General features: G+C 64.7%; 26 protein-coding genes and 1 tRNA gene. 6 read left to right on the top strand and 21 right to left on the bottom strand.

Annotated elements, in window-relative coordinates; genetic code table 11:
- Window positions 1–141: 141 nt before the first annotated feature.
- Entirely contained in the window at window positions 142–1,767 is a 1,626-nt protein-coding gene (locus AAC640_RS07400) for an ATP-binding protein (protein ID WP_340265473.1), read from the top strand.
- Window positions 1,768–1,789: 22 nt separating this feature from the next.
- Here the strand turns inward: AAC640_RS07400 and AAC640_RS07395 are convergent, their stop codons facing one another.
- Window positions 1,790–2,569 carry a TSUP family transporter gene (locus tag AAC640_RS07395; RefSeq protein ID WP_340265565.1) on the bottom strand — a complete coding sequence of 260 codons (780 nt, stop codon included), beginning with the start codon at window positions 2,567–2,569 and terminating at the stop codon, window positions 1,790–1,792.
- Between the two features lie 103 nt (window positions 2,570–2,672).
- The gene (locus tag AAC640_RS07390; RefSeq protein WP_340265472.1) at window positions 2,673–3,701 is read right to left on the bottom strand and encodes a polyprenyl synthetase family protein; all 1,029 of its coding nucleotides are present in this window, start codon (window positions 3,699–3,701) and stop codon (window positions 2,673–2,675) included.
- Window positions 3,702–3,835: 134 nt separating this feature from the next.
- Here AAC640_RS07390 and AAC640_RS07385 point away from each other — a divergent pair, with 134 nt between their 5' ends.
- Window positions 3,836–4,114, top strand: a complete 279-nt coding sequence (locus tag AAC640_RS07385; RefSeq protein WP_340265471.1) for a chorismate mutase — start codon at window positions 3,836–3,838, stop codon at window positions 4,112–4,114.
- 17 nt (window positions 4,115–4,131) lie between these two features.
- Here AAC640_RS07385 and AAC640_RS07380 read toward each other — a convergent pair whose 3' ends face one another.
- The 7 genes from AAC640_RS07380 to AAC640_RS07350 all read right to left on the bottom strand — a co-directional run bounded on the left by AAC640_RS07380 (window position 4,132) and on the right by AAC640_RS07350 (window position 10,418).
- Window positions 4,132–5,019: a DMT family transporter gene (locus tag AAC640_RS07380; protein WP_340265470.1), complete on the bottom strand. Its 888-nt coding sequence runs from the start codon at window positions 5,017–5,019 to the stop codon at window positions 4,132–4,134.
- A gap of 45 nt (window positions 5,020–5,064) precedes the next feature.
- Window positions 5,065–5,712, bottom strand: coding sequence for a heme exporter protein CcmB (locus tag AAC640_RS07375; RefSeq protein WP_340265469.1), 648 nt, complete (start codon window positions 5,710–5,712; stop codon window positions 5,065–5,067).
- A complete protein-coding gene (gene ccmA / locus AAC640_RS07370; RefSeq protein ID WP_340265468.1) occupies window positions 5,709–6,311 on the bottom strand; it encodes a heme ABC exporter ATP-binding protein CcmA in 603 nt (200 codons plus the stop codon). The genes AAC640_RS07375 and ccmA overlap by 4 nt, the downstream gene beginning before the upstream one ends.
- A complete protein-coding gene (locus AAC640_RS07365) occupies window positions 6,308–6,715 on the bottom strand; it encodes a metallopeptidase family protein (RefSeq protein ID WP_340265467.1) in 408 nt (135 codons plus the stop codon). The genes ccmA and AAC640_RS07365 overlap by 4 nt, the downstream gene beginning before the upstream one ends.
- A gap of 87 nt (window positions 6,716–6,802) precedes the next feature.
- Window positions 6,803–7,291: a hypothetical protein gene (locus tag AAC640_RS07360; RefSeq protein WP_340265466.1), complete on the bottom strand. Its 489-nt coding sequence runs from the start codon at window positions 7,289–7,291 to the stop codon at window positions 6,803–6,805.
- Window positions 7,288–9,618 (bottom strand): patatin-like protein, encoded by a 2,331-nt coding sequence (locus AAC640_RS07355; protein WP_340265465.1) that lies wholly within the window; start codon window positions 9,616–9,618, stop codon window positions 7,288–7,290. Before AAC640_RS07355 ends, AAC640_RS07360 begins: the two co-directional genes overlap by 4 nt.
- A gap of 101 nt (window positions 9,619–9,719) precedes the next feature.
- Window positions 9,720–10,418: an endonuclease/exonuclease/phosphatase family protein gene (locus AAC640_RS07350; RefSeq protein WP_340265564.1), complete on the bottom strand. Its 699-nt coding sequence runs from the start codon at window positions 10,416–10,418 to the stop codon at window positions 9,720–9,722.
- A gap of 281 nt (window positions 10,419–10,699) precedes the next feature.
- Here AAC640_RS07350 and radA point away from each other — a divergent pair, with 281 nt between their 5' ends.
- Window positions 10,700–12,067, top strand: a complete 1,368-nt coding sequence (gene radA, locus AAC640_RS07345) for a DNA repair protein RadA (protein WP_340265464.1) — start codon at window positions 10,700–10,702, stop codon at window positions 12,065–12,067.
- Between the two features lie 10 nt (window positions 12,068–12,077).
- The gene (locus tag AAC640_RS07340; RefSeq protein ID WP_340265463.1) at window positions 12,078–12,587 is read left to right on the top strand and encodes a CvpA family protein; all 510 of its coding nucleotides are present in this window, start codon (window positions 12,078–12,080) and stop codon (window positions 12,585–12,587) included.
- 15 nt (window positions 12,588–12,602) lie between these two features.
- Here the strand turns inward: AAC640_RS07340 and AAC640_RS07335 are convergent, their stop codons facing one another.
- From AAC640_RS07335 to rplU, 6 genes are all read right to left on the bottom strand, one after another.
- The gene (locus tag AAC640_RS07335; RefSeq protein WP_340265462.1) at window positions 12,603–13,517 is read right to left on the bottom strand and encodes an NAD-dependent epimerase/dehydratase family protein; all 915 of its coding nucleotides are present in this window, start codon (window positions 13,515–13,517) and stop codon (window positions 12,603–12,605) included.
- A gap of 6 nt (window positions 13,518–13,523) precedes the next feature.
- The gene (proB, locus tag AAC640_RS07330; RefSeq protein ID WP_340265461.1) at window positions 13,524–14,654 is read right to left on the bottom strand and encodes a glutamate 5-kinase; all 1,131 of its coding nucleotides are present in this window, start codon (window positions 14,652–14,654) and stop codon (window positions 13,524–13,526) included.
- A gap of 97 nt (window positions 14,655–14,751) precedes the next feature.
- Window positions 14,752–15,846: a GTPase ObgE gene (obgE, locus tag AAC640_RS07325; protein ID WP_340265460.1), complete on the bottom strand. Its 1,095-nt coding sequence runs from the start codon at window positions 15,844–15,846 to the stop codon at window positions 14,752–14,754.
- Between the two features lie 169 nt (window positions 15,847–16,015).
- Window positions 16,016–16,591: a GNAT family N-acetyltransferase gene (locus AAC640_RS07320; RefSeq protein WP_340265459.1), complete on the bottom strand. Its 576-nt coding sequence runs from the start codon at window positions 16,589–16,591 to the stop codon at window positions 16,016–16,018.
- A 270-nt stretch (window positions 16,592–16,861) separates the two neighbouring features.
- A complete protein-coding gene (gene rpmA, locus AAC640_RS07315) occupies window positions 16,862–17,131 on the bottom strand; it encodes a 50S ribosomal protein L27 (RefSeq protein ID WP_340265458.1) in 270 nt (89 codons plus the stop codon).
- Window positions 17,132–17,160: 29 nt separating this feature from the next.
- Window positions 17,161–17,457: a 50S ribosomal protein L21 gene (rplU, locus tag AAC640_RS07310; RefSeq protein ID WP_340265563.1), complete on the bottom strand. Its 297-nt coding sequence runs from the start codon at window positions 17,455–17,457 to the stop codon at window positions 17,161–17,163.
- 103 nt (window positions 17,458–17,560) lie between these two features.
- Between rplU and AAC640_RS07305 the strand changes: the two genes are divergently transcribed.
- Window positions 17,561–18,037: a hypothetical protein gene (locus AAC640_RS07305; protein ID WP_340265457.1), complete on the top strand. Its 477-nt coding sequence runs from the start codon at window positions 17,561–17,563 to the stop codon at window positions 18,035–18,037.
- A gap of 185 nt (window positions 18,038–18,222) precedes the next feature.
- Entirely contained in the window at window positions 18,223–19,851 is a 1,629-nt protein-coding gene (gene ybaL / locus AAC640_RS07300) for a YbaL family putative K(+) efflux transporter (RefSeq protein WP_340265456.1), read from the top strand.
- 31 nt (window positions 19,852–19,882) lie between these two features.
- Here the strand turns inward: ybaL and AAC640_RS07295 are convergent, their stop codons facing one another.
- The 6 genes from AAC640_RS07295 to AAC640_RS07270 form a co-directional block, all read right to left on the bottom strand.
- A complete protein-coding gene (locus AAC640_RS07295) occupies window positions 19,883–21,634 on the bottom strand; it encodes a DEAD/DEAH box helicase (protein ID WP_340265455.1) in 1,752 nt (583 codons plus the stop codon).
- 205 nt (window positions 21,635–21,839) lie between these two features.
- Window positions 21,840–22,538: a 50S ribosomal protein L1 gene (gene rplA, locus AAC640_RS07290; protein WP_340265454.1), complete on the bottom strand. Its 699-nt coding sequence runs from the start codon at window positions 22,536–22,538 to the stop codon at window positions 21,840–21,842.
- A gap of 4 nt (window positions 22,539–22,542) precedes the next feature.
- A complete protein-coding gene (rplK, locus tag AAC640_RS07285; protein ID WP_340265453.1) occupies window positions 22,543–22,974 on the bottom strand; it encodes a 50S ribosomal protein L11 in 432 nt (143 codons plus the stop codon).
- Between the two features lie 201 nt (window positions 22,975–23,175).
- Complete coding sequence (gene nusG / locus AAC640_RS07280) at window positions 23,176–23,712, bottom strand: transcription termination/antitermination protein NusG (RefSeq protein WP_340265452.1); 537 nt, start codon at window positions 23,710–23,712, stop codon at window positions 23,176–23,178.
- 30 nt (window positions 23,713–23,742) lie between these two features.
- Complete coding sequence (gene secE / locus AAC640_RS07275; RefSeq protein WP_340265451.1) at window positions 23,743–23,949, bottom strand: preprotein translocase subunit SecE; 207 nt, start codon at window positions 23,947–23,949, stop codon at window positions 23,743–23,745.
- Between the two features lie 169 nt (window positions 23,950–24,118).
- Window positions 24,119–24,194 (bottom strand) — tRNA-Trp (locus tag AAC640_RS07270).
- Window positions 24,195–24,227 lie beyond the last annotated feature (33 nt).

The raw sequence follows: 24,227 nt of genomic DNA, 5'->3' as shown, positions 1-24,227 counted from the left end.
CGCCAATCGCGTCGCGGCGCAACGTTCCTGTGTCACGGTGGAACATTCGCATAGGGAAACAGTTGGAACTTTTGACGTTACGCGCGCACAATAGTGGCACCGCGTAAGGCCGCGGACAAGCCAAGGGGAACTCGCGCCGCAATGGCCACTCTGCCAGATAAGCACGAACGCTATCGAACCCTGTTCGAGTCAATGGATGAGGGCTTTTGTATCATCGAGTTTTTCGACGGCCCGCACGGGCCGTTGAGTGATTATGTCCATATCGAGGCGAACCCGGCTTATGAGCGCCACGCGGGCATCCCGCAGGTGGTCGGGCAGAAGCTGCGTGAGATGGTGCCCGACGAAGCTGACGGTTGGCTGGAACTTTATGGCGGAGTCCTGCGCACCGGCGAACCGATACGTTTCCAGCGCGAACTCGTCGCCACAAGCCGCCATCTGGAGGTGTCCGCTTTCCGTGTTGGCGCGCAGGAGGACCGGCAGGTCGCGGTGCTGTTCAACGACATTACCGAACGACTGCGCGCGGAGGCCGCGTTGCGGCAGCTCAACGAAACGCTCGAGGCCAGGGTCGAACAGGCACTGGCGGACCGGGAACAGGCCGAAGCCGCGCTGCGTCAGGCGCAGAAGATGGAGGCGGTCGGCCATCTGACCGGCGGCCTGGCGCATGACTTCAATAACCTGCTGGCTGGTATTTCGGGCGCTTTCGAAATGATCGGTGTCCGTCTCGCTCAGGGGCGCAGCGCCGATGTCGAGCGCTACCTCGAAGCCGGGAAGGGCGCCACCCGGCGAGCGGCGGCCCTCACGCACCGGCTGCTCGCCTTTTCGCGACGGCAGACATTGTCGCCCAAGGCGGTCGTGGTAAATCGGCTGCTCGCCGACTTCGCCGAACTGGTCCGCCGCACGGTGGGACCGGCCATCGACGTGCAGACTGTGCAGGCGGGAGGCCTATGGCCCGCGATGGTGGATGCCAACCAGCTGGAAAACGCGCTTTTGAACCTGTGCATCAATGCGCGGGACGCGATGCCTGATGGCGGCACCATCACCATCGAAACCGCCAATCGCTGGCTGGATGATCGCGCCGCGCGCGAACATGGGCTCGATCCCGGCCAATATGTCACCATCTGTGTCAGCGATACCGGCGCGGGCATTGCCAAGGATCTGCTGGACCGGGTGTTCGATCCCTTCTTTACGACCAAGCCGATCGGGGAGGGCACCGGCCTTGGCCTGTCGATGGTCTATGGCTTCGCGCGCCAGAGCAATGGTCATGTCCGCATCTATTCGGAAGTGGGCCAGGGGACGATGGTGTGCATCTACCTCCCCCGTCATCGCGGGGAGGCGGATGAGGACGCGCCGCCCTTGTCCTATATGATTGCGCCTACCGAAGGCGGTGAAACCGTCCTTGTGATCGACGATGAACCCTCGGTGCGGATGCTGATCGTCGATGCGCTATCGGACCTGGGCTATGCTTGTGTCGAGGCGGGGGACGGCCCATCGGGTCTCAAGCTGCTTGAATCGCGGGAACGTATTGACCTGCTTATCACGGATGTCGGCCTGCCGGGCGGGCTCAATGGTCGGCAGGTGGCGGATGCGGCTCGTGCGGCCCGTCCTGACCTGCGCGTCCTGTTCGTGACCGGCTATGCGGAAAATGCGGTGCTGAACCATGGCCATATCGAACATGGCATGGAAGTGCTGACCAAGCCGTTCGGCGTGGACGACCTGCGCCGCAGGGTTGCGACCCTTGTGCAATCACCGGGCGCGAAGCCAGCCTGAATTTGGTCGCGCCGCCGGTGTTTCAGCCGAACAGAAGCGCATGGATCGGGTTGCCGGGATCGAGCAGCATCTTGGCCGTCAGTCCCAGCGACATGAGGATCAGCAGTGGCCGGATCAGCCGGCTGCCGAAGCGCATGGCGAGCCGTGAGCCGATCTGCCCGCCGGTAATGCTGCCCGCCGCCATCGCAAAACCCGCGATCCACAGCACATGGCCACCGATTATGAGGGTCAGTAGTCCGGCCAGGTTGCTCGCGAAATTGGCGGCCTTGGTCTGCGCCGTCGCCCGCACCAGCCCAAGCCCGCCCAGCGCTAGGAAAATTGTCGTGTAGAATGCGCCCGCGCCCGGGCCAAAAAAACCATCGTAGAAGCCGACGATCCCGATGAGCAGGCTGAGCGCGGGGATACCCAGCCGACTGCGCCGGTCGATCTCGCTGACTTTGGGAGAAAAGGTGAAATAGGCGGCCAGCGCGATCAACAGGCCTGGCATCAGCCCCGCGAGGATTGCGGGGCTGACCCGCTGTAGCAGCCACGCGCCGCCCACCGATCCGATGAACGCGGCGATGATCGGGAGGCGGTAGGTCTTGAGGTCCATATGCCCCGCCCGGGCATAAGCGATGCAGGCGCCAAGCGTCCCGAGCGAGGATTGCAGCTTGTTGGTTCCGACCGCGAGCACGGGGGGCACGCCCGCGGCAAGCAGCGCGGGCACGGCGATCAGGCCGCCGCCTCCCGCCATCGCATCGATGCAGCCCGCAACCAGTGCGGCTGTCATCAGAAAGGCGATGGTTTCCGGAGACAGGATCACGTTGACCTCGTGGAATGGACCACCGCTCAACGCGGATGCGTTCGCCCGGTGCTCTCTTCATGAAAGACTGACCACAAAGGGAACGGTCGGGCCGGCGATTTCCTCAATAAGCCCGCGCGATTGCGAACTCGACCGCTTCGGTCAGCGCCGCCTTGGCCTTGCCAGAATCGAACCGGCCGAGCGCATCGATGGCTCGCTGGCCATAGTGGCGCGCGCGCGCCAGCGTGTCGGCGATCGCCCCGGTGGTGCGCAGCAGCTGCGTGGCATGCGCCAGATCCTCGCCGCTCACCCGGTTGCCGGCGATCGCCTGCTTCCAGAAAGCACGATCCTCTTCCGACCCGCGCGCATAGGCCAGGATCACGGGCAGCGTGACCTTGCCGTCGCGGAAATCATCGCCTGCATCCTTGCCCATGGTGGCGCCGTCGGATTCATAATCCATCGCGTCATCGATCAGCTGGAAGGCGATACCGAGGTTGCGGCCATAGACGTCCAGCGCCTGTTCTTCCCCCTCGTCGCGGTCGGCGACGACGGCGGAGATGCGGCAGGCGGCGGCAAACAGCGCGGCGGTCTTGGCGCCGATGATGTCCAGATATTGTTCTTCGCTGGTGTCGATCCGGCGCTGCGCGGTCAGCTGGTTGACCTCGCCCTCGGCGATCACGGCCGATGCGTTCGACAGAATCTTGAGCACCTTGAGCGATTCCGCCTCGACCATCAGTTCAAAGGAGCGGGAGAAAAGGAAATCGCCCACCAGTACACTGGCGCTGTTGCCCCAGATGATGTTGGCGGTCTTGCGGCCGCGACGCAGGCCCGACCCGTCGACGACATCATCGTGCAGCAGGGTGGCGGTGTGGATGAATTCGACGGCGGCGGCCAGCTTGTAGTGCCGGCTGCCGGCATAGCCTACCAGGTCGGCGCAGGCGAGCGTCAGCATCGGCCGCATCCGTTTGCCCCCCCCGGCGATCAGGTGCCCCGCGAGTTCCGGGATCAGCGGGATGCGCGACTGCATGCGGTCCAGGATGACGGCGTTGACATGGTTCATGCCATTGGCGACCAGCGCCATCATGGGGGCGAGCGAAGGCGCGCCGTTGGCGCGGCCGATGGGATGGACATTGCCGGTGGCGGGTGCGGTCATGACCCCGCCCATGTGGCGGCGGGAAATGCAGATGGCAAGCGGGAATAGCTTGCGCGCGCGGTTCGAAGGCGCAAAAAGCGCGGGGATTTGATCGACGCATCGCCCGCGTGCGCGATGCCTTGCGGAGGATAAGCGTGGACGACACTTTGAAGCGGTATCGCGAGAGCATCGACAATATCGACGCGGCGCTCGTCTTCATGCTCGCCGAACGTTTCAAGATTACCCAGGCGGTCGGCGAATATAAGGCAACGCACGACCTGCCTCCCGCCGATCCTGGCCGGGAGGAACGGCAGATCGCGCGGCTGCGCCAGTTGGCGACCGACGCCAATCTGGACCCCGACTTCACCGAGAAATTCCTGCGCTTCATCATCGACGAAGTGATCCGCCACCATGAGAGACTGCGGGAGCGCTGAGGCGCCGAGGCGGGGTTTCAGGCGGGCTCGCTGATCGGGTCGCGCCTGCCTTGCGACCGGCCTAGCAGGACGCCCGCCAGCGCCAGCGCGAAGCCGACAATTTGCACCGGTCCCAGCCTTTCGCCGAACAGCAGGGCGGCTTCGATCGCGGCGAGTGGCGGCACCAGCAGCAGCAGCATGGAAGGGCGGGTCGGGCCCTGCGTGCGGATCAGCCACACCAGCAGCGACAGGCCGCCTGCCGACAGCGCCAGGATCGACCACGCAAGGCCTCCCCACAATATCGGTGTGTTGTCCCAGCGCATGTCGCCGATCGCCAGCGCTGCCGCTATCGCCACGGCCGCGCCGCCCGCATTCTGCACCGCGCCGGAAATCCAGATGCCGTCGCCCGCGATCGACCCGCGCTGGATCAGCGTGCCGCCGGTCATGCTCAGGATCGCAAAGATGCCTGCAATTGCCGGGATCAGCGGAATGCCGCCGGCTCCCGACCGCTCGATCACCGGCAGCAGCACGCCGGCGACACCCGTGATCGCGATGGCGAGGCCGGCCCATGTCCGCCGCAACAGCCGCTCACCCAGCAGGGCAACGCTGGCGACTGCCACCAGCAGCGGTTGCAATGCGCCGAGCAATGCCATGATGCCGGCCGGCATGCCCCGGCTCACCGCCCACCAGCTCACCGTCAGATAAAGGCCATGGAGCATCGCGCCCGCCGCCAGATGCTGCCGCAGGCGCGGTCCGCGCGGCAGTGCCTGCCTCGCCCGTAGGGCGATCAGGCCCAGCAACAGTGCGGTGAGGCTCAGGCGGATGCTCAGCACCAGTTCGGGCGCGGCATGGGGCACTACCGCCCGCGCGACGATGAAGCCGGTGGACCAGATGAGGACGAAGAGGACGGACGCGGCGATGATCATGATGGCTGCGCCTCTGCCCCGTATCGCCGCGCTTGTCGAGTTGCGCTATTCCCGCCCGGCCCGGATGGCAGCGCCGCCGGCAAAGGGCGTGATCGCGACCAGCAGCAGCGAGGCCGCGCCCAGGAATTTCATCGCCGCTCCGCTGCCGTCGCCCAGCGTGCCCGCGCCGAAGATCAGCAGCGGCACCGCGAGAGGCAGCGCGAGCAGGCCCGCCAGCGCGCCGCTCGACCGCAGGCCCGCCGTCAGCGACGCCACCAGCAGCCCCAGCGCCGCCAGCGCCGGCGTGCCGATCAGCAGCCCCATTTCGAGCAGGCCGATCGTCGCGCCGTCCAGCTTCAGCAGCGCTGCCGCCGGCAGGGTCGCCAGCATCAGCGCGGGGCCAAAGCCCAGCCAGTGCGCGATCAGGCGCGCCAGTACGACCCATTCCTCGCCGATGCCGCGCAGCGCGATCTGATCGAGCACGCCCGCGTCGCGGTCCGGCGCGACCAGCCGGTCGACCGGCAGCAGGCTCGCAAGCAGCGCCGCGATCCACAGCATCCCTCCCCCTGAACGCCGCAGCAGCGCTGCATCGGGGCCGACCGCAAAGGGGTAGAGGCTGGCCACCAGCAACAGGAAGGCGACGGGCAGCCACAGCCCGGCTGACCGCCACGCCTGCCGCATGTCGCGCGTGGCAAGCAGCAGGATCAGCCTCACAGACTGTCCTCCGGCACATGCGCGGCAAGGTCCATCGTCACCTCCGCCGCGAACGGCAGCAGCTGGTGCGAAGCGGCCAGCAGCATGCCGCCCGTCGCCAGATGCTCCGCCACCGCGCCGCCCAGCAGCCCCAGCGATGCGTCGTCCAGGCCATTGCCCGGCTCGTCGAGCAGCCAGATCGGCGCGCCGGATGCCATCACCCGCGCCAGCGCCGCGCGCTTGCGCTGCCCGGTCGACAGCATCCGCACCGGAACCTCGGCCAGCGGCCTCAGGGCCATCGCCTCCAGAGCCCGGTCGAGCATCTCGTCGGCCGTCCCATCCAGCCTCGCCCAGAAACCCAGCGCGGCCCGCAACGGCTCTTCCGTGTCCAGCGCCAGTCGCTCATCGGCCAGCGCGATGCCTCCGCGCCGCTCGATCGTCCCCGCGAAAGGTCGCAGCAGCCCGGCGCAGATCCGCATCAGGCTCGACTTGCCCACGCCGTTGGGGCCCCGCAGCAGGACGCTGCCGCCCGGTTCCAGATTCAGGTCGACATCGCGGAACAGCATCCGCCCGCCGCGCACGCAGGCGATGCCCGACAGCCGCAGCGTCGCGTCGGTCATGACGCGACCATGTCCTCCAGAACCTGCATGTCGAGGTCGGACAACCCGAAATGATGGCCTATTTCATGCACCACGACATGCGTGATGAGCGCGTCCAGCGGGACGCCCGTTTCCACCCATTCGTCAAGCAGGGGCCGGCGATAGAGGTGGACCGTCGGCGGGCTGTCCCCGGTCTGCGCCGGTTCCCCGACCGGGCGTCCGGTATAGAGGCCGGTCAGCCCGAAGGGATCGTCTATCTCCATGTCCTTGAGCACTTGCGGATCGGCAAATTCCTCAACGAACAGAATGACGTTGGCGAGATGCGAGCGGAAGGGGTCGGGCAAGCGCCCCAGCGCCCCCAGCGCGAGCGTTTCGATCTCGTCACGCGTGGGCGCGAACAGGGCAGGTTGGCCAGGGTGGGACATGGCAGCGACATAGGCCAAAGAAAAAAGGGAGGATAGGGCGATGATTGGTAAACGAGGCCGCTCGGCGCAGATGACCCTTGCGGCTGTTCAGGGCTGCGCCTCGATATGGCTGTCGTAGCCCTGCAGCGCTGCAATCACCGATGGATCATCCGCATAGCGCTTGCGCAGCAGGGCCAGCTTCGCGTCGGTGCCTGTGCACAGTTCCGAGATGCTTTCCGCCAGGAAGGCGCGCCGTTCGCCGTCCGTCGGCTCCTCGCCGCGGAAATGGTCACAACTGTCGCGGTCGACCATGAAGCTCGTCACTTCCTGCGGGAAGGCCGTCGCTTGCGCGGCGTCCGGCGATGGCGGCAGATCCAGCGATCCCAGCGGCGCGGGTTGGGCGCGAACGGTGACTTCCGGCGACGGGAGGGGTTGGGCGACAACCTCGATCGCGGCGGAATTCTGGGGAGCAATGGTCGGGAGTACCTGCGGGGAAACCGATACATTGCCGGCCGACGCGGCTTGGCCCGACGAATCGCGGCACCCGCTCGTCACCAGCAAGACAAAGATCGCAACCAGCCCCCCGCGTGCGCTCACCGGATTTCCTCCCGCAACATGGCAATGAGATCAGCGACATGCGGTAGTCGCTTCTCCTCCTCATCGAGAATCGCCATGAATGCGGCCCGCCTATAATCCTGCATTGCCTCCTGTGAAAGGCGGGTTGCCGCGGGTGCTGCCGAATTCACGATGTCCAGCAGTCGTTCGACGCCGTGCAGCCGGCCCCACAGATAATCATTCTCCCGATATGTCCTGCTAAAGAAGGCGCCGAAATTATTGAATTCAATGCCCTTCAACGTCGCTTCCGCGCCGCCCCGCCGGATCGCGACGCAATCTTCAGGCGAGATCCGGTCGACCTTGACCGGATCATATTCATCCATATCGTGTCCCTGGAGCAACGGCAGGGTGGCGATGTCGTAGAAGGGGAAGCCCAGATAGGACAGCAACATCGTCCGCCGCTGTGCCTTGGGCAGATTGGCAAGCCCCTCTGCCAGCATCATGTCCGCCACCTCGTCCCGCTCCCGCAGCCCACGCGCTTGCGCGATCGCGATCAATGCGGCGCCGGGGTCATTGGGCACCTCATTGGCGATCGCGCGGAGCGGGCCGTTGTAGAAATCGGCGCTCTCGCATTCGGTATAATGGGCCATCGCCTGGTAGATGGCGTCGTGCATCTTCTGAATGGCGTCGTCAGTCCGCGATTCGACTTCCAGCGTTTCGGCCAGGCGCCGGGCCAGGAAGCGCAGGCGGCGGATGCGGAAGGACAGGTCGTGTGTACGGAAGAACAGCACGGGCGCTGATCCGGGTCCGACATTTTCGGTCAACTGATCCGCGCCCAGCGCCCGGACATGGGTCCACAGCGACTGCCGGTAATTTTCGCGCATCAGCGGGCTTTCCTCGCCGCTGAGGTTGAACAAGAGCGCCGCCAGGTCCTCGACGATGCCGGACAGTTTCAAATGCCCATAGGCCGGGAAAGCGAAACCTGCCGAATTTGCCGCCCGTTGCTGCGCCTTGGCACGCCACGTCGAAAGCCGCGCGGCGGTCGGCCGGTCGAGGAACAGCATCCCGCCGATCGCGCTTTCGACATCTGCCTCGATTCCTGGGCGCAGGGCGTTGAGGATGCGGACCATTCGGCGGATGCGTGCACTGTGCCGGTCGATCGCCTCCAGATTGTCGCGGATTGGCTGCTCGCGCGGAATGTCGCTCAGTGCCGCGAAGATCGTTCGGAAAAAGCCCGGCAGCGGTGGACCCGCCGCGTCCCCCATTTCATCAATCTCGCCCTCGCGATTGAGGCGGATGGAACGATGGCCGGGCTTGGGGTCGATATAAACGAACCGCCGGTCGACCTCCCGCCGCGAAGGACGGTTGCGCAGCGCGCCGATCGCTTGGGCGAAAGGGGCGTTCGCCAGCACCGAACCGTCGATCAGTACTGCGTCCTCGGCCCTGCCCTGCGCCCAATGCCGCGGCAGGGCACGGGCGAGGAAGCTGTCGCGAGTGGGCCAGGCGCGATGGCGGCGCTTGAGCACCCGGTCCAGCTCGCGCACGGTAAAGGGGGGGAAAGCGCCGGGAAAACTTGCCGTCGCCCGTGCGGCAAAGACCAGTTCGGCGGGGTCGGCGAACAACCTCTCGCCGCGCCCGCGCGCGCGGAAGCCGATCGACAGCCGATGTTCGGTTTCCACAACCTGCGGCGGGCTGTTGAGATTGAGGCTTTGGGGATGGCCCTCGAAATCCGTGACGGTGACGAACAGGTCGAGCGGATGACCCTCCGGCAGCAGCGGCTGACCTGGCTGGGCGGCCTGCATGGCGTCGAAGGCATCCAGCACCATTGCCGTGAAAATCTCGCCACCGAAAGGCGGTTCGAACCAGCGGGACCGGATGAAATGCGACAATTTGTGCCGCACTTCCTCGCGCGTGTCCGGGGCGACCGTGCGTTCCACCGTGTCGCCCGGATGCCGCGCTGCCATCCAGACCAGCGGCGTCGCCCAGAATTTCGTGATGCGCCGCGCCGGACGGGCGTCGGGGTCGAGCAGTTTTTCGACATCGGCATTGTCCAGCCACATGGCGGTCAGTGGCTCCAACGACTGGCCCGTTTCGATTGCCTGGGCCAGAAAGATGCCGTTTATGCCCCCGGCGCTCGCCCCGGCGATGATATCGGGCATGACCCGCAGCCTGACGCCGCTTTCCCGTTCGACTTCCTCCAGCAGCTTGCGATAGGTGGCCTCGCTGCCACCGCTGCTGGGGGTCCCGTCGTGAAAGGCGCGGCTCGCCCGCGCCAGATGCCAGATTTCCTTGGTGATCCCGTGCATGTAGACGGCCAGGCTGATGCCGCCATAGCAGACCAAAGCGAGGCGAAGTTCACGCTCTTTCATGGTCTAGCCTCCCCGTTCGGTTCGAGCTTGTCGACCAACGCGAAGTGGCTCCAAGCGAACGGAGAGGGGAGGAGACAGTCAGGTCAGCCATTCTGCTCCGCTCACCCCACACGAAATTCCGCCCAGATGGGTAGATGGTCTGATGCCTTCCGCGCCGCCGCGCTGTCATGCACGCCGCAATCCTCCAGCGTCAGCTTGCCGCAATGCATGATCCGATCCAGCCGCGCCACCGGGCGCCGCGCATGAAAGCTTCGCCCGCACGGGGCGAAGCTGTAATGCCGCGCGAAGTCGGCCAGGCATCCCCGGTCCGCGCTCCATTCGTTGAGGTCGCCCATCAGCACGGTCGGCATGTCCTCGCGCGCGCCCGCCGCGTGGATCACAGCCGCCGCCTGCTTCCGGCGCCAGAGGCCGGACAGGTCGAGATGCATGCCGAACACTCGCAATGATGTCTTGCCCATCGATACTTCCGCCATCGTCGCGCCGCGCGGCTCCAGGCAAGGGAGGTGCAGCACGTCGTGCGTGCCGATCTCGGCTTCCTTGCGCACCAGGATGGCGTTGCCGTGCCAGCCCATCGAATCCCCATGGACATTCAGCGGCACGGGTTTGTAGGGGCTTAAGGAGTCCAGCAACCAGGGCGGGATGGCGGCATGGCGAACGCCGAAGCGGCGGTCGGCTTCCTGCAGGGCGATGATGTCCGCGTCCACTTCGCCCAGCACTTCCAGTACCCGCTCGGGGCTGCGGCGCCGGTCGGTGCCAATGGCCTTGCGGATATTGTAACTGGCGACGCGAACGGATTTCATGGCGAAACAATGCGCGGAACCGCGATCGGTTGCCAGAGCAATCCGCATCCCTCCATCCGTTCGTCCACCAGCGGCTGAGACTGTCGATGTGGCGTATCGAAGACTCTTCGCCCGCCGACTCCCAGAATCGGTGTGGCTCGCAGCGAAAAAAGGCGGGCGAATATACGGTCATTTGTTCTTGAAACGTTCGCTCTGGCCCGCCATACCTCCCTGGGGTTCGGCCTCTTCGAGAACCGGGCACGCATTTTCGATGGGCTTGTACCGAACCGGGAAAGACGCTGATGGCCAAGGCAAAGCGCAAATTCGTCTGCCAGCAATGCGGCACCGTCTCTGGCCGGTGGCAGGGGCAGTGCGACGATTGTGGCGAATGGAACAGCATCGTCGAAGAAGCGGCGGAAACCGTCTTCTCCGCCCGCCATGACCTGCAGACCGGGGGACGAGCGCTCACGCTGATCGGTCTCGACAGCAAGGTCGAACTGCCCCCTCGCACCAGCAGCGGCATCGCCGAATTCGACCGAGCGCTGGGCGGCGGCATCGTGCCCGGGTCGGCGACGCTGATCGGTGGCGATCCCGGCATCGGCAAGTCCACGCTGCTGCTTCAGGCGGCTGCCCGCATCGCTGCGCGCGGCCTTGCCGTCGCCTATATCAGTGGTGAGGAAGCGTCGGATCAAGTCCGCCTGCGCGCGCAGCGGCTCGGGCTCGGCAACGCTCCGGTCCAGCTTGCCAGCGCGACCTCGGTCCGGGACATTCTGACCACGCTGGGGGAGGGGGAGCCGCCCGCGCTGCTCGTCATCGATTCGATCCAGACGATGCACAGCGATCTTATCGAAGGCGCGCCCGGCACGGTCAGCCAGGTTCGCGCGTCGGCACAGGAACTCATCCGCTTCGCCAAGCAGCGTGGCACGGCGGTCATTCTTGTCGGGCATGTCACGAAGGACGGCAGCATCGCCGGACCCCGCGTACTTGAACATATGGTCGACACCGTGTTGAGCTTCGAGGGTGAGCGCAGCCATCAGTATCGCATCCTGCGCGCGATCAAGAATCGCTTCGGCGGCACTGACGAGATCGGGGTCTTCGCCATGGTGGCGGAAGGGCTGGAGGAGGTCGCCAACCCGTCCGCCCTGTTCCTGACCCATCGCGACGAATCCGTCACAGGCACCACGGTTTTTCCCGCGCTGGAAGGTACACGGCCCGTGCTGGTGGAAATTCAGGCTCTGGTGGTTCGCCTGTCCAGCGGCGCCACCCCGCGCCGTGCCGTGGTCGGCTGGGACAGCGGTCGGCTGGCGATGGTGCTGGCCGTCCTGGAGGCACGCTGCGGGCTCAGCTTCTCGACCTGCGAAGTCTACCTGAATGTGGCCGGCGGCTATCGACTGTCCGATCCTGCCGCCGACCTCGCCGTCGCCGCCGCGCTCATGTCGGCGCTTGCCGAACGCCCGATGCCGGCCGATGTGGTGCTCTTCGGCGAGATTGCCTTGTCGGGGGAAATCCGTCCCGTCGCCCATTCCCCGCTGCGTCTGCGTGAGGCGGCCAAGCTCGGCTTTGACCGCGCCTATGTGCCTGCTGCGGTGGCCGATGGCGTGAAGGGCATTTCCGTCACCGGATATCGTGCGCTGTCACAGCTTGTTGACCAGATGCTCGGGCGAGGATAGCGCGGCGTCCATGAACGCCGTCGACATCCTTGTCCTCCTCGCCATCGGCGGGTGCGCCGTCCTGGGGTTGTTGCGCGGTTTCGTGCTCGAAACCCTGTCGCTGATCGCTTGGGTACTGGGCATCTTCGCCATCCGCCTCTTTCATGGTTCCGCTACCGAAATGGTTTCCCCCTTCGTCGGCACCACCAGCGGCGCGGCAGTTCTCGCTTTCGTTCTTGTTTTCGGCCTGACTTTCGGCGCCGGCAAGCTTCTTGCCCACGCCATCGGTCGCCGCACCCGCCAGTCAATCCTCGGCCCGGTCGATCGGGTGCTGGGCGCTGGCTTCGGCGCGGTGAAGGGCCTTATCGGCGCGACGCTGATCTTCCTCGCCTTCAGTCTTGTCTATGACACCGTCTATGGGACCGCCGCCCATCGCCCGGACTGGCTGTCGGACGCGCGTACCTATCCGCTGCTCAACGCCAGCGGCCAGGCGATCAGCGAATTCGTGGCAGAACGGCGGGCCCGGAAACCGATGGAGTAGGTTGCTAACCCCTCCCTAGATCCAGCCCTTCTGCCGGTAGGCCTGCGCCGTCGCCTTCAGTCCCTCTTCGGTTGCAACCTTGGGCACCCACAGCGTCTTGGGCGGCTGCTTGTCCTTGCTCACGACCCAATCGGGATGGCAGAAATAGCTGACCCGGTCGGGCGTCAGCTTGGCGCCCTTGCCGCGCAGCATCCGGTCGATCCGCGCGCCGACGCCCAGCGCCCAGTTCGGCGTCGCGAAGGTGCGAACCGAACGACCCACGGCACGGCCAATTGCCTGCCCGAATTCCAGATGGTCCCAGCCGCCTGGCGTGCCGTCGTCCGCCTCATAGCTGTGGGCGAGGCTGATCTCCCGCTCGCTCGCCAACGTCAGCAGCAGCCGCGCCAGGTCCCCGACCTCGATCAACGACAGTCGTCCGCCGGGCGGCAGCAGCATGATTCCGCGCTTGGCCATGCGGAACAGCTCCAGCATCTCGCGGTCGTTCGGGCCGTAGATGGCTGGCGGTCGCACGATCGTCCAGTCGAGCCCGCTCGCCTTGACATGCCGTTCAGCCATCAGCTTGGACCAGCCATAGTCTGACAGCTTTGGTTCCCGCGCCGCCAGCGAGGAGACGTGGACCAGCCGCCTTATACCCCGCTGCCGCATAGCATCGACGACCGCCATCGTGCCCCGCGCGTTGCCGGCTTCGAACCCTTCCCGGTCAGCGGCATTCACAACCCCGGCTATATGGATCACGACATCGGCGTCGCGCATCACGGTGTTGAGCGCGGCCCGGTCCTCCAGTGAGCCCGGGACCCACTTCAGCCTGGCGCGCGGGGGCTGCGCGCGGCGGGTGATGGCGGTGACATGATGCCCGGCAGCGAGGGCCTGATCCAATGTTTCGGCGCCGACGAACCCCGTCGCGCCGGTCATGGCGATGCGAAGATTCATAATGGGTCAGACCATCGCCATATGATCGCGATGGACCAGCACCGATCGCGGAAGGTGGCCAAGCAGCGCTGCGATATCATCGCTCCGCTTGCCCGCGATCCGCGCTGCTTCCGCGCTGTCATATTCGCTTAGACCGCGCGCGATGACCCGGCCATCCTCGGCCAGGATGTCGACGACATCGCCGCGCGCGAACAGCCCTTCCACGCGCAGCACCCCTGCGGGCAACAGGCTGTTGCCTTTGCTCAGGGCACGCTCGGCGCCGGCATCCACCATGATCCGTCCGCGCACTGTAAGCCGACCGGCGAGCCAGCCCTTGCGCGCCCGCTTTGCGGGGGCGGCCAGGAAGATCGAACCGCGCCCCCCATTTTCCCAATGCGACAGTGGCGCATTCACCTTGCCGGAGATGATGGCGAGATGGGCGCCCGCGCCAGTGGCGATCCGCGCTGCCTCGATCTTGGAAGTCATGCCGCCCGATCCCATGCCGGACGCCGAACCGCTGTCGGCCATTCCTGCGATGCGCGCATCGATGCGCTCGATTGTCTCTATCAACATCGCGCTCGCATCGACATGCGGGTTGGCGGTGTAAAGCCCGTCGACGTCCGACAGCAGCACAACCGCGTCCGCCCGTGCTGCCTGTCCGATACGTGCCGCGAGCCGGTCATTGTCGCCGAAACGGATCTCGGCCGTCGCGACGCTGTCATTCTCGTTGACCACCGGCACGACATCGAGGGCCAGCAGGCGATCCAGCGTCGCGGACGCGTTGAGATAACGCCGCCGGTTCTCCAGGTCGTCCAGCGTCACGAGGATCTGGGCCGCGGTTATGCCGCTGTCCTGCAGCAGCGAAGCCCAGCATTGCGACAACGCGATCTGCCCCGTTGCGGCGGCTGCCTGCGCGTCCTCCAGACTGCCGCGACCGCCCTTGGGCAGCTTCAATCGCCGCGCGCCCAATGCGATCGCACCTGATGAGACGATGATGATTTCCTGCCCCGCGGCCTTACGCGCGGCAATGTCGGCTACGAGCGTGCGGAGCCATTCCATCCGCACCTCGCCTGCCTGATCGACGAGCAGGGCTGAGCCGATCTTGATCACCAGTCGGCGGATGAACGACGGCGGAAAGCCGGAAAGGGAGGGCGTCATTTTCGCTGAAAACCAGAATCATTCAGTCTGCAATTGCGGGCAAGTCTGCGCGCCATTCTCGACCGGCTCGAACTGGATGGCCGGACCATGGCGAGAGTCAAATAGGCGACCATGAGACGTCGCCTTCCTTGCCGGCCTCATCCTTTTCAGCGGCTTTGGCTTCACCCAGCAGCGGCAGCACTGCGTCGAGCAGGGCGGGAATGCCTTCGCCAGTCGCGCCGGAGATGATGAAGATATCCTCCACCTCTGCTTCCTCGCGGATCTGCCGGGCGATATCCTCCATCAACTCGGGGCCAAGCAGATCCCCCTTGTTGAGCGCCACGATCTGCGGCTTTTCATCCAGACCACCACCATAGGCCGCCAGTTCGTCCTGAACGATCCGGAACTGTTCTGCCGGATCATCCCCTGTCGCATCGACCAGGTGCAGCAGCACGCGGCAGCGTTCGATATGGCCCAGGAAGCGATCGCCGATGCCGGCGCCTTCGGCGGCACCCTCGATCAGCCCGGGGATATCGGCCAGCACGAATTCCCGGTCGCGGTGCAGCACGACGCCGAGCTGCGGCTTCGTGGTCGTAAAGGCATAGGCACCGACCTTCGCCTTGGTGTTGGTGACCTGATTGATCAGGGTCGACTTGCCGGCATTGGGCATGCCGACCAGCCCGACATCCGCCAGCAGTTTGAGCCGCAACCAAACCCACATCTCCTGGCCCGGCCAGCCCGTGCCATGCTGGCGCGGCGCGCGGTTGGTGCTGGTCTTGTAGGACAGGTTGCCCCGTCCGCCATCGCCGCCACGCAGCAGCACGACACGTTGCCCCACCTCCGTGAAGTCGGCGAGCAGTTCCTGCTCATATTCCATGGTGCCGTCCTCATCCTCCGTGCCCTCTACGGGTGTGGGATCGGATAAGATCTGCGTGCCCACGGGCACCTTGATGACGAGATCTTCGCCACCGGCGCCATAACGGTTCTTGCCCGCACCAGGCATGCCGCGCTGCGCCTTGAAATGCTGCGTGTAGCGGAAGTCGATCAGCGTGTTGAGGCCGGCAACCGCTTCGAAGATGATGTCGCCGCCCTTGCCCCCGTTTCCTCCGTCGGGGCCGCCATATTCGATATATTTCTCACGTCGGAAACTGACCGCTCCGGGGCCGCCCCAGCCGGACTTTATGAAAATCTTTGCTTGATCGAGAAAATGCATCGCCGGCCCATAGCCGCTTACGAGACGGAATTAAACCTCGCCGCGCGCTTTGCGCGCGGCTTCCTCACTCAATACGGGAACCGGCGGCGAGTTGCGGCCCTCCGGCAGTCCGTGAAGGCTGGCCGGCAGGGGCCAATTCAGTCAAATGGCCCAAGCCCACCAATCCATGTCAGGCAGCGAGCGCAGCCATGGCGTCGCTGTAGAGCAGGCACGCGGGATCGTTCAACATCCGGCAGGCCGCGCCTTCTTCGAAGACCAGGCAATCTGCTGTCGTGCCGCGCGCCGGGCTATAGCGTTGCTCCACCCGGCCCGAAAAATGAAAGCCGAGCTTGCGCAGGACGTTACCCGAAGCGGGATTGTCGGCAAAATGCGCCGCCCGAATGTCGTGGACCGTTGCCGCGCGTGCCATGCTCAGCACGGCGCGTGCCGCTTCGGTCGCAAATCCCAAGCCCCAATAGGGCCGAGCGATCCAGTAACCGAGTTCGGGAACACCATCTTCCGCCCGCTTGATACCGCAGGCGCCAATCAACCTGGGTGCGCCATGGGTACGGGTGAAGGCGATCAGGTTGGGCATGCATGGGTCCTGCGGCTGGGCCAGAAATTCGCGTGCCTCATCCAGCGAATAGGGCGCGGGGACCTGCGTCAGGTTGCGCAGGATCGCGGTGTCGCCAATGGCTTCAGCCAAAGCCGGCGCATCTTCCATCCAGCCGGGCCGCAAGAGCAGGCGGGGGGTACGGGCGAACATTCAAATCTCTCCTCTGTCGACACGCCAATGGCCGCAAAAAGTTACGGCTTGACGACGCTTTCCTCTGGCTGAGCCGCGACCGCATGACGCGCGAGAAAGCGGCTGGTTCCAGAGGCTTGAGGGAAAGTGAGAGGAGACGCCGCCAAACAGAAAAAAGGGGCGCTCCTTTGGCGGGGCGCCCCTTTTTCCCTCAAAAAATAGCGGGACTTTGCAGTCTTCCGCCAAGAGGATCGCCCCGATGGTGAGGGACGATCCGTCATCGATCGTCCGTTATTCGGCTGCTTCGGCCATGCCATCAACCGACACATATTTGCGGCCCAGCTTGCCAGTGTGGAATACCACGCGGCCTTCACCGAGGGCGAACAGCGTGTGGTCCTTGCCCATGCCGACATTACGGCCCGGGTAGACGCGGGTGCCGCGCTGGCGAATGATGATGTTTCCGCCGATCACTTCCTGACCGCCGAACTTCTTCACGCCAAGGCGCTTCGATTCCGAATCGCGACCGTTGCGCGACGAACCGCCAGCTTTCTTATGTGCCATGACTCAAACTCCTCGAACTATGCTGCGGCTCAGGCGATCGACACGATCTTGAGGATCGTGTGATTCTGGCGATGGCCGTTCTTGCGGCGATAATTGTGGCGACGACGCTTCTTGAAAACGATGACTTTCTCGCCCTTCGCCTGCGCGATGATCTCGGCGGCGACGGTCAACTTGCTCGCGTCCTTCACGTCGCTGCCTTCACCGGCGAACAGGACGTCGTCCAGGGTCACCTTGTCACCGGCCTCACCGGCCAGCTTCTCGACGACGATCTTGTCTCCGGCGGCTACGCGATACTGCTTGCCGCCCGTGCGCACGACTGCGAACATGGCTCTTCTCTTCTCGTTCAAATCTGCTTTACGCAGATCGTCGAGGGACAACGCCCTGTTGGACCCGCGCGGGAATGTGGCCCGCTACTGGAATGACTCGCTGATGTCAACCGCCAAGGCCGAGCTTTGGAGCTGGTTTTTGGGCACGCCAATACCTATTTGCTCGGGGTGGAAGGACAGTATCACGGATGACGGCATCGCACAGGAATGCAGGGTGACGGCGCGGCTGCCATTCCGCACATCCCTGTGGATCGTGATCGTGGTGGCCCTGGTGAGCGCTCTGGCGCCGCTGGGCCCGCCGTCCAGTCGCACGACCGGGTCCGCTTTCAACCCTGCTACCACAAGTGTCGTGATCAAGGCGGCCGGTCCGCGCCGGACGTGGGGCGAGACGGCTAGGCTGGACGGTCGGTACAAGTCTACCGCGCACGTGCCGCCGATGTTCTGCCTGCTTATGCTGGTTCCGCTCCTCTGCGCCTTGGGGCTAGTTGATCCTCGCGCCGTGTCCTTTCCGCTCGCCGCTTCGGGGCGCGGGTCGTTTCTTTCCCGTCGGCATGTCCGGGCGCCGCCTCTCCTTTTGTGACCTATGTACCGGCGGCCGCAGGTGGCCTGTCAGGACGTAGGGAAAGCATCATGATGCGCCGTAAAATTGTGCCGGAAATTTCCGGTGCTTTCTGCCAGGCGACGGCCTGACCGTCGCTGAAGACGATATTCGGTTGGCGGCGGGGGCAGGGTCCTTTCCCGCCGACGACCAGGGAAGAACAAGCCATGCCCCACCATACCCCATTGATCGGAACGATCGTCGCGGGTCTTGTCGTCGCCTTCATTCTGGGGGCGATCGCCCACAGGCTGAAACTTTCGCCGCTCGTTGGATATCTTCTGGCCGGCATCGTCGTCGGCCCCTTCACCCCCGGCTTCGTCGCCGATGCGGGGCTCGCCAACGAATTGGCGGAAATCGGCGTCATTCTGCTGATGTTTGGCGTGGGACTCCATTTTTCCCTGCGGGATCTGCTGTCGGTGCGGAACATAGCCGTTCCCGGCGCACTGGGGCAGATCGCGGTCGCGACGCTGATGGGCATGGGGCTTGCCCATGTGATGGGATGGCCGCTGATGGGAGGGCTGGTGTTTGGCCTTGCACTTTCGGTCGCGAGCACCGTCGTTCTGCTCCGCGCGCTGCAGGGCGCTAATTTGGTGGAAACTGACCGCGGCCGGATCGCGGTGGGATGGTTGATCGTCGAGGATCTGGTTATGGTGCTCGCGCTCGTGTTGCTGCCGGCCCTTGCGGGGGTCCTGAATCAGGCTGACGCCTCAGCCAGCGCTGCCGACCTGCTTGCCCCGCTGCTGGGCACCTTGCTGAAGGTCGCCGGTTTTGTTGCATTGATGTTGGTCGTGGGGCGGCGCGTGATCCCCTGGGCCCTGCACTGGGTCGTCCATAGCGGATCGCGCGAGCTGTTCCGCCTGGCGGTCCTCGCCATCGCTTTGGGGGTGGCGTTCGGCGCGGCGGTTGCATTTGACGTATCCTTTGCGCTGGGCGCCTTCTTCGCCGGAATGATTCTGGGCGAAACGCCGCTCAGCCGCCGCGCGACCGAAGAGACGCTTCCCCTTCGCGATGCGTTCGCGGTCCTTTTCTTTGTGTCAGTGGGCATGTTGTTCAACCCCGCAGTCCTGATCGAGCAGCCACTCCCGTTGCTCGCCACGGTCGCGATCATCATCGTGGGCAAGTCGATCGCCGCATTTGGCATCGTGCGGGCTTTCGGCCATCCGAACGATACAGCGCTGACAATCGCCGCGAGCCTGGCCCAGATTGGCGAATTCTCCTTTATACTAGCAACACTGGGCACTGGCCTGGGAGTCTTGCCACCCCAGGCGCGGGACCTGATCCTGGCCGGGGCGATCGTTTCGATCTTCCTCAATCCGCTGATCTTCTCGACGGTCGTGCGGAGCGCCAGACCGGAGGAGGATGAGGATGCGCTGGTGCCTGCCCCCTCTCGCAGCGGTCATGTCATCCTGGTCGGCTATGGCAGGGTGGGCAGAATGATCGCCAACCGGCTGGCGGAACGCGCCATTCCTTTCGTGGTGCTGGAAGACGATGCCGACCGCGCCGGAGAGGCGGAGGCGGCGGGCCTTTTGGTCGTGCGCGGCAATGCTCTGGAAGATCGCTATCTCCTAGCCGCCGGCATAAATGAGGCCCGCCGTCTGGTGATCGCGGTGCCGGAGGGGTTTGAAGGAGGCGCCATCCATGAACATGCGCGCCGTCTCAACCCCGACCTCCAGGTCATCGCCCGCGCGCATTCGGATGCCGAAGTCGCCCATCTGGAAGAACTGGGCGTCCCCCATGTCGTCATGGGGGAGCGAGAACTGGCGGCGAAGATGCTGGCGCTTTGTGGTGCGGCCTAGCCCTGGCCGCGCCTAGCCACACTCCGGCGGGTCAGCCGCGCGGTTTGCGGGGAGCGCCCCTTTTCGGTCCACCCTTGAACGGTCGCGGGCTGTGGGCGGGTGGCCGGGGACCGCGTTCGCCATTGGGACGACCCTTGCCGCCGCGCGGTGCTTCCCGTCGATTTTCGCGAGCGGCTTCACGGGGCGTTCCTTCGACCTGTTCAATCGCGACTTCCGCGCCTTCGTCGCTCGCTTCGCCGGTACGCTTGACGGCTGCGATAAAGCGCGACGCGATGGCGCTGGGTATTTCGAACAGTGTTTCGTTCGCGGCGATGCGGATCGCGCCTATATCCTGTCGCGAAACATGTCCGCGACGGCAGATCAGTGGCAGGATCCAGCGCGGATCGGCATTCTGCCGTCGGCCAATGTCCATGTTGAACCAGACCGTCTCCTCAAAGCCCGGCCGGGGGCCGTCCCGGCGCGGCGGCGCTTCGCTGGCGTCGAGCAGTTCCTCGGGTGCGGGGAGGGCGGCGCGGGCACTCTTCACCAGCATGGCGGCGATTTCCTTGGGACTTTTTTCGGCCAGCAGTTCAGCGCCCAGTGCCCAGTCCAGCTCATCCAGCTCCGCGCGTTCCATCAGCTTTTCGCGCAGGCGCGCATTATCCTGTTGCTGGATCGCTTCCTTGCTCGGCGGCGTGCCCCATTCGACCGGGATCTTCGCGCCGCGCAGCATCGATTCCACCCTACGGCGGCGCGGATAGGGCACGATCAGCACGGCCGTCCCTTTCTTTCCCGCGCGTCCAGTGCGGCCGGAGCGATGCTGCATCGTTTCGGCGTCGCGGGGGATTTCGACATGGACGACGAGGCTGAGATTGGGAAGGTCGATGCCGCGTGCGGCGACGTCGGTCGCCACGCACACGCGCGCACGGCGATCGCGCAGCGCCTGTAGCGCATGGTTGCGTTCATTCTGGCTATGCTCGCCCGACAGCGCAACCGCGGCGAAGCCGCGTTCGGTGAGGCTGGCATGCAGGTGGCGGACGTTGTCGCGGGTGGCGCAGAAGAGGATCGCGGTTTCCGCCTCATGATAGCGCAGCAGGTTGACCACCGCGTTTTCGATGTCGGCCGGGGCGACCGTCACCGCCTGATAGCTGATGTCGCCATGGCCGCGTTCATCACTGACGGTCGAGATGCGCAGAGCATCCTTCTGGTAGCGCCTGGCGAGCGCGACGATCGGCTTGGGCATGGTGGCGGAAAAAAGCAGGGTGCGGCGTTCCTGCGGCGCGCCGTCTAGAATTTCCTCCAGATCCTCGCGGAAGCCCATGTCGAGCATTTCGTCGGCTTCGTCGAGCACGACGGTCCTAAGGCTGGAGAGGTCGAGTGCGCCGCGTTCCAGATGATCGCGCAGACGGCCAGGCGTGCCGACGACGATATGCGCGCCATGGCCGAGCGCGCGGCGTTCCTTTGCGGCGTCCATGCCGCCGACGCAGGTCGCGATGCGCGCGCGGGCTTCGCCATAGAGCCATTCCAGTTCGCGGCTGACCTGGAGCGCCAGTTCGCGTGTAGGTGCGATGGCAAGCGCGATCGGTCGGCTGGCGGCGGGGAGGCGGCTTTGGTCGCCCAGCAGTTCGGTGGCCATGGCGAGGCCGAAAGCGACGGTCTTGCCCGATCCGGTCTGCGCGGAGACGATAAGGTCGCGGCCTGCCGCTTCCGGCTCTGTGACTTGCGCTTGCACGGGCGTAAGCGTTTCATAGCCCTTGCGTGTCAACGCGTCGGAGAGGAGGGGCGGGAGATGTTCAAAAGACATTATGTTTTCCGTCGGTAAAGCGACCCGTCAGTCCCGACGGATACAGGATGACCCGCTGTGCTTCGGCGGTTGCCGAAGTCAGGGTGCAAGGTCACACACCCCGAAGTTCACACCGTCCCTGACCAGCAGGGAGAGTGTCCAAATAAGAAGGCCGCCCTCCCCCGCAAAGAGGAAGGCGGCCCCTTTAATGCTTATCCGCCAGGGATCAGACCGAGGCGACTTCCGCCACGTCGACCTTCACGCCCGGACCCATCGAGGACGAGAGCGCAATCTTGCGGACATATTTGCCCTTCGAACCCGACGGCTTCGCCTTGACAATCGCATCGACGAACGCGTCGAAATTCTTGCGCAGATCTTCGGCCGAGAAGCTCGCCTTGCCGAGGCCAGCATGGATGATGCCCGCCTTTTCAACGCGGAACTCGATCTGGCCACCCTTGGCGGCCTTGACCGCTTCGGCGACGTTCGGCGTCACGGTGCCGAGCTTCGGGTTCGGCATCAGGCCCTTGGGTCCCAGAACCTTGCCCAGGCGACCGACCAGACCCATCATGTCGGGGGTAGCGATCACCCGCTGGAAGTCGATGTTGCCGCCCTGGATCGATTCGAGCAGGTCTTCCGCGCCGACAACGTCGGCGCCAGCGGCGGTCGCGGCTTCAGCCTTGTCGCCACGGGCGAACACGGCGACGCGCACGTCCTTGCCGGTGCCGGCGGGCAGGGTGACAACGCCACGGACCATCTGGTCGGCATGACGCGGATCAACGCCCAGGTTGATGGCGATTTCGACGCTTTCGTCGAACTTGGCGGTCGCGTGGGTCTTGATCAGGCCCAGCGCCTCGTCGACGCCGTGCAGCTTTTCGCGGTCAACGGCAGCGGCCAGGACCTTCGCCTTCTTCGTCAGCTTTGCCATGATCTTAGCCCTCCACCACTTCGAGGCCCATCGCGCGAGCGGAGCCTTCGATGATCTTCGTCGCTGCTTCGATGTCGTTCGCGTTCAGATCGACCATCTTGGTCTGGGCGATTTCAGCGAGCTGGGCACGGGTGATCTTGCCGGCGGTAACCTTGCCCGGTTCCTTGGAACCCGACTTCAGGTTGATCGCCTTCTTGATCAGATAGGTGGCCGGCGGTTGCTTCGTGACGAAGCTGAACGAACGGTCCGCATAGACGGTGATGATGGTCGGCAGCGGCGTGCCCTTGTCCATCTTGTCCGTCGAGGCGTTGAACGCCTTGCAGAATTCCATGATATTCACACCGCGCTGACCCAGCGCCGGACCGATCGGCGGCGAGGGGTTGGCGGCTCCAGCGGGCACCTGGAGCTTGATATAGCCCGTAATCTTCTTGGCCATTGTCACTCACTCTGTTGCTGGGAGGACCCAAAGGCCCGCCCGGTTCAAGTTTAGCGGTATTGGCGGATCACCGGAGCGATCCTCCCGCAGCTATTCCCCTGGGGGGAATTTCAAAATCCGTTCGGTTCGAGCTTGTCGAGAATAATTCCCCACGACGCTTCCAGCCTTCGCTCGAAGCTGCTCGAACCGAGCGGTAGATTATTACTTCGACAGTTCGACCTGTTCGAAGTCCAATTCCACCGGCGTGGCCCGACCGAAGATCGACACGGACACCTTGACGCGGTTCTTTTCGAAATCCAGTTCCTCGACGGTGCCATTGAAGCTGGCAAAGGGGCCGTCCAGCACCTTGACGCTGTCGCCGATCTCGTAATCGACGCTGACCTTGTGCTTGGGCGCGGCCTCGGCTGCCTTCTGCGCGCCGAAATAGCGGGCGGCGTCCGCCTCGCTGATCGCCTGCGGCTTGCCGCTTGATCCCAGGAAGCCAGTGACCTTCGGCGTGTTCTTGACGAGGTGGTAGATATCGTCGTTCATTGCCAGTTTGGCGAGGACGTATCCAGGCATGAACTTGCGTTCGACCTGCACCTTCTTGCCGCGCTTCACCTCGGTCACGGTCTCGGTGGGGACTTCCACCTGCTCGACCAGCTGGGAGAGGCCCATGCGCTCGGCTTCGGACAGGATCGATTCCTTGACCTTGTTTTCGAAGCCCGAATAGGCGTGGATGATGTACCAGCGCGCCATATTACCGTCTCAAACTCCCAAACTAGGCGATTATGCCTGACCCGCCGCGAAGTTCAGCAGCCACCGGACGATCGCGCCGAAGAACGTGTCAATGCCGAAGAAGAAGAGGCCGAGCAGCGTGGTCATGATACCGACCATCACTGCCGTCATTACCGTTTCGCGGCCCGTGGGCCACACGATCTTCGACGCCTCGGTCTTCACCTGATTGACGAATTCGCCCGGAGAAACCTTCGCCATCGCTGCCTCAAAAACCTTCGAACAAATACCAAATCGCGCAGCAATAGTCCGCCCTCCCGATCCCGCCCATTCTGGCGTCCGGGGGTGCGGCCGCTCGCTCCGCGACACATCTTCGCCTGCGCACCTAGCCACGAATCCCTGAATTATCAAGGTTTCGCGGCAAGATGCCTGGCAGGAGTGGAGGGATTCGAACCCCCGGCATTCGGTTTTGGAGACCGACGCTCTACCAGCTGAGCTACACTCCTGTGCGGCGAAGGACGGCGCTTTAGCGTGGCCTG

Source organism: Sphingobium mellinum (genome assembly GCF_037860795.1).
GTDB classification, from domain to species: domain Bacteria; phylum Pseudomonadota; class Alphaproteobacteria; order Sphingomonadales; family Sphingomonadaceae; genus Sphingobium; species Sphingobium mellinum.
This window is presented reverse-complemented; position numbering and strand designations above follow the sequence as displayed.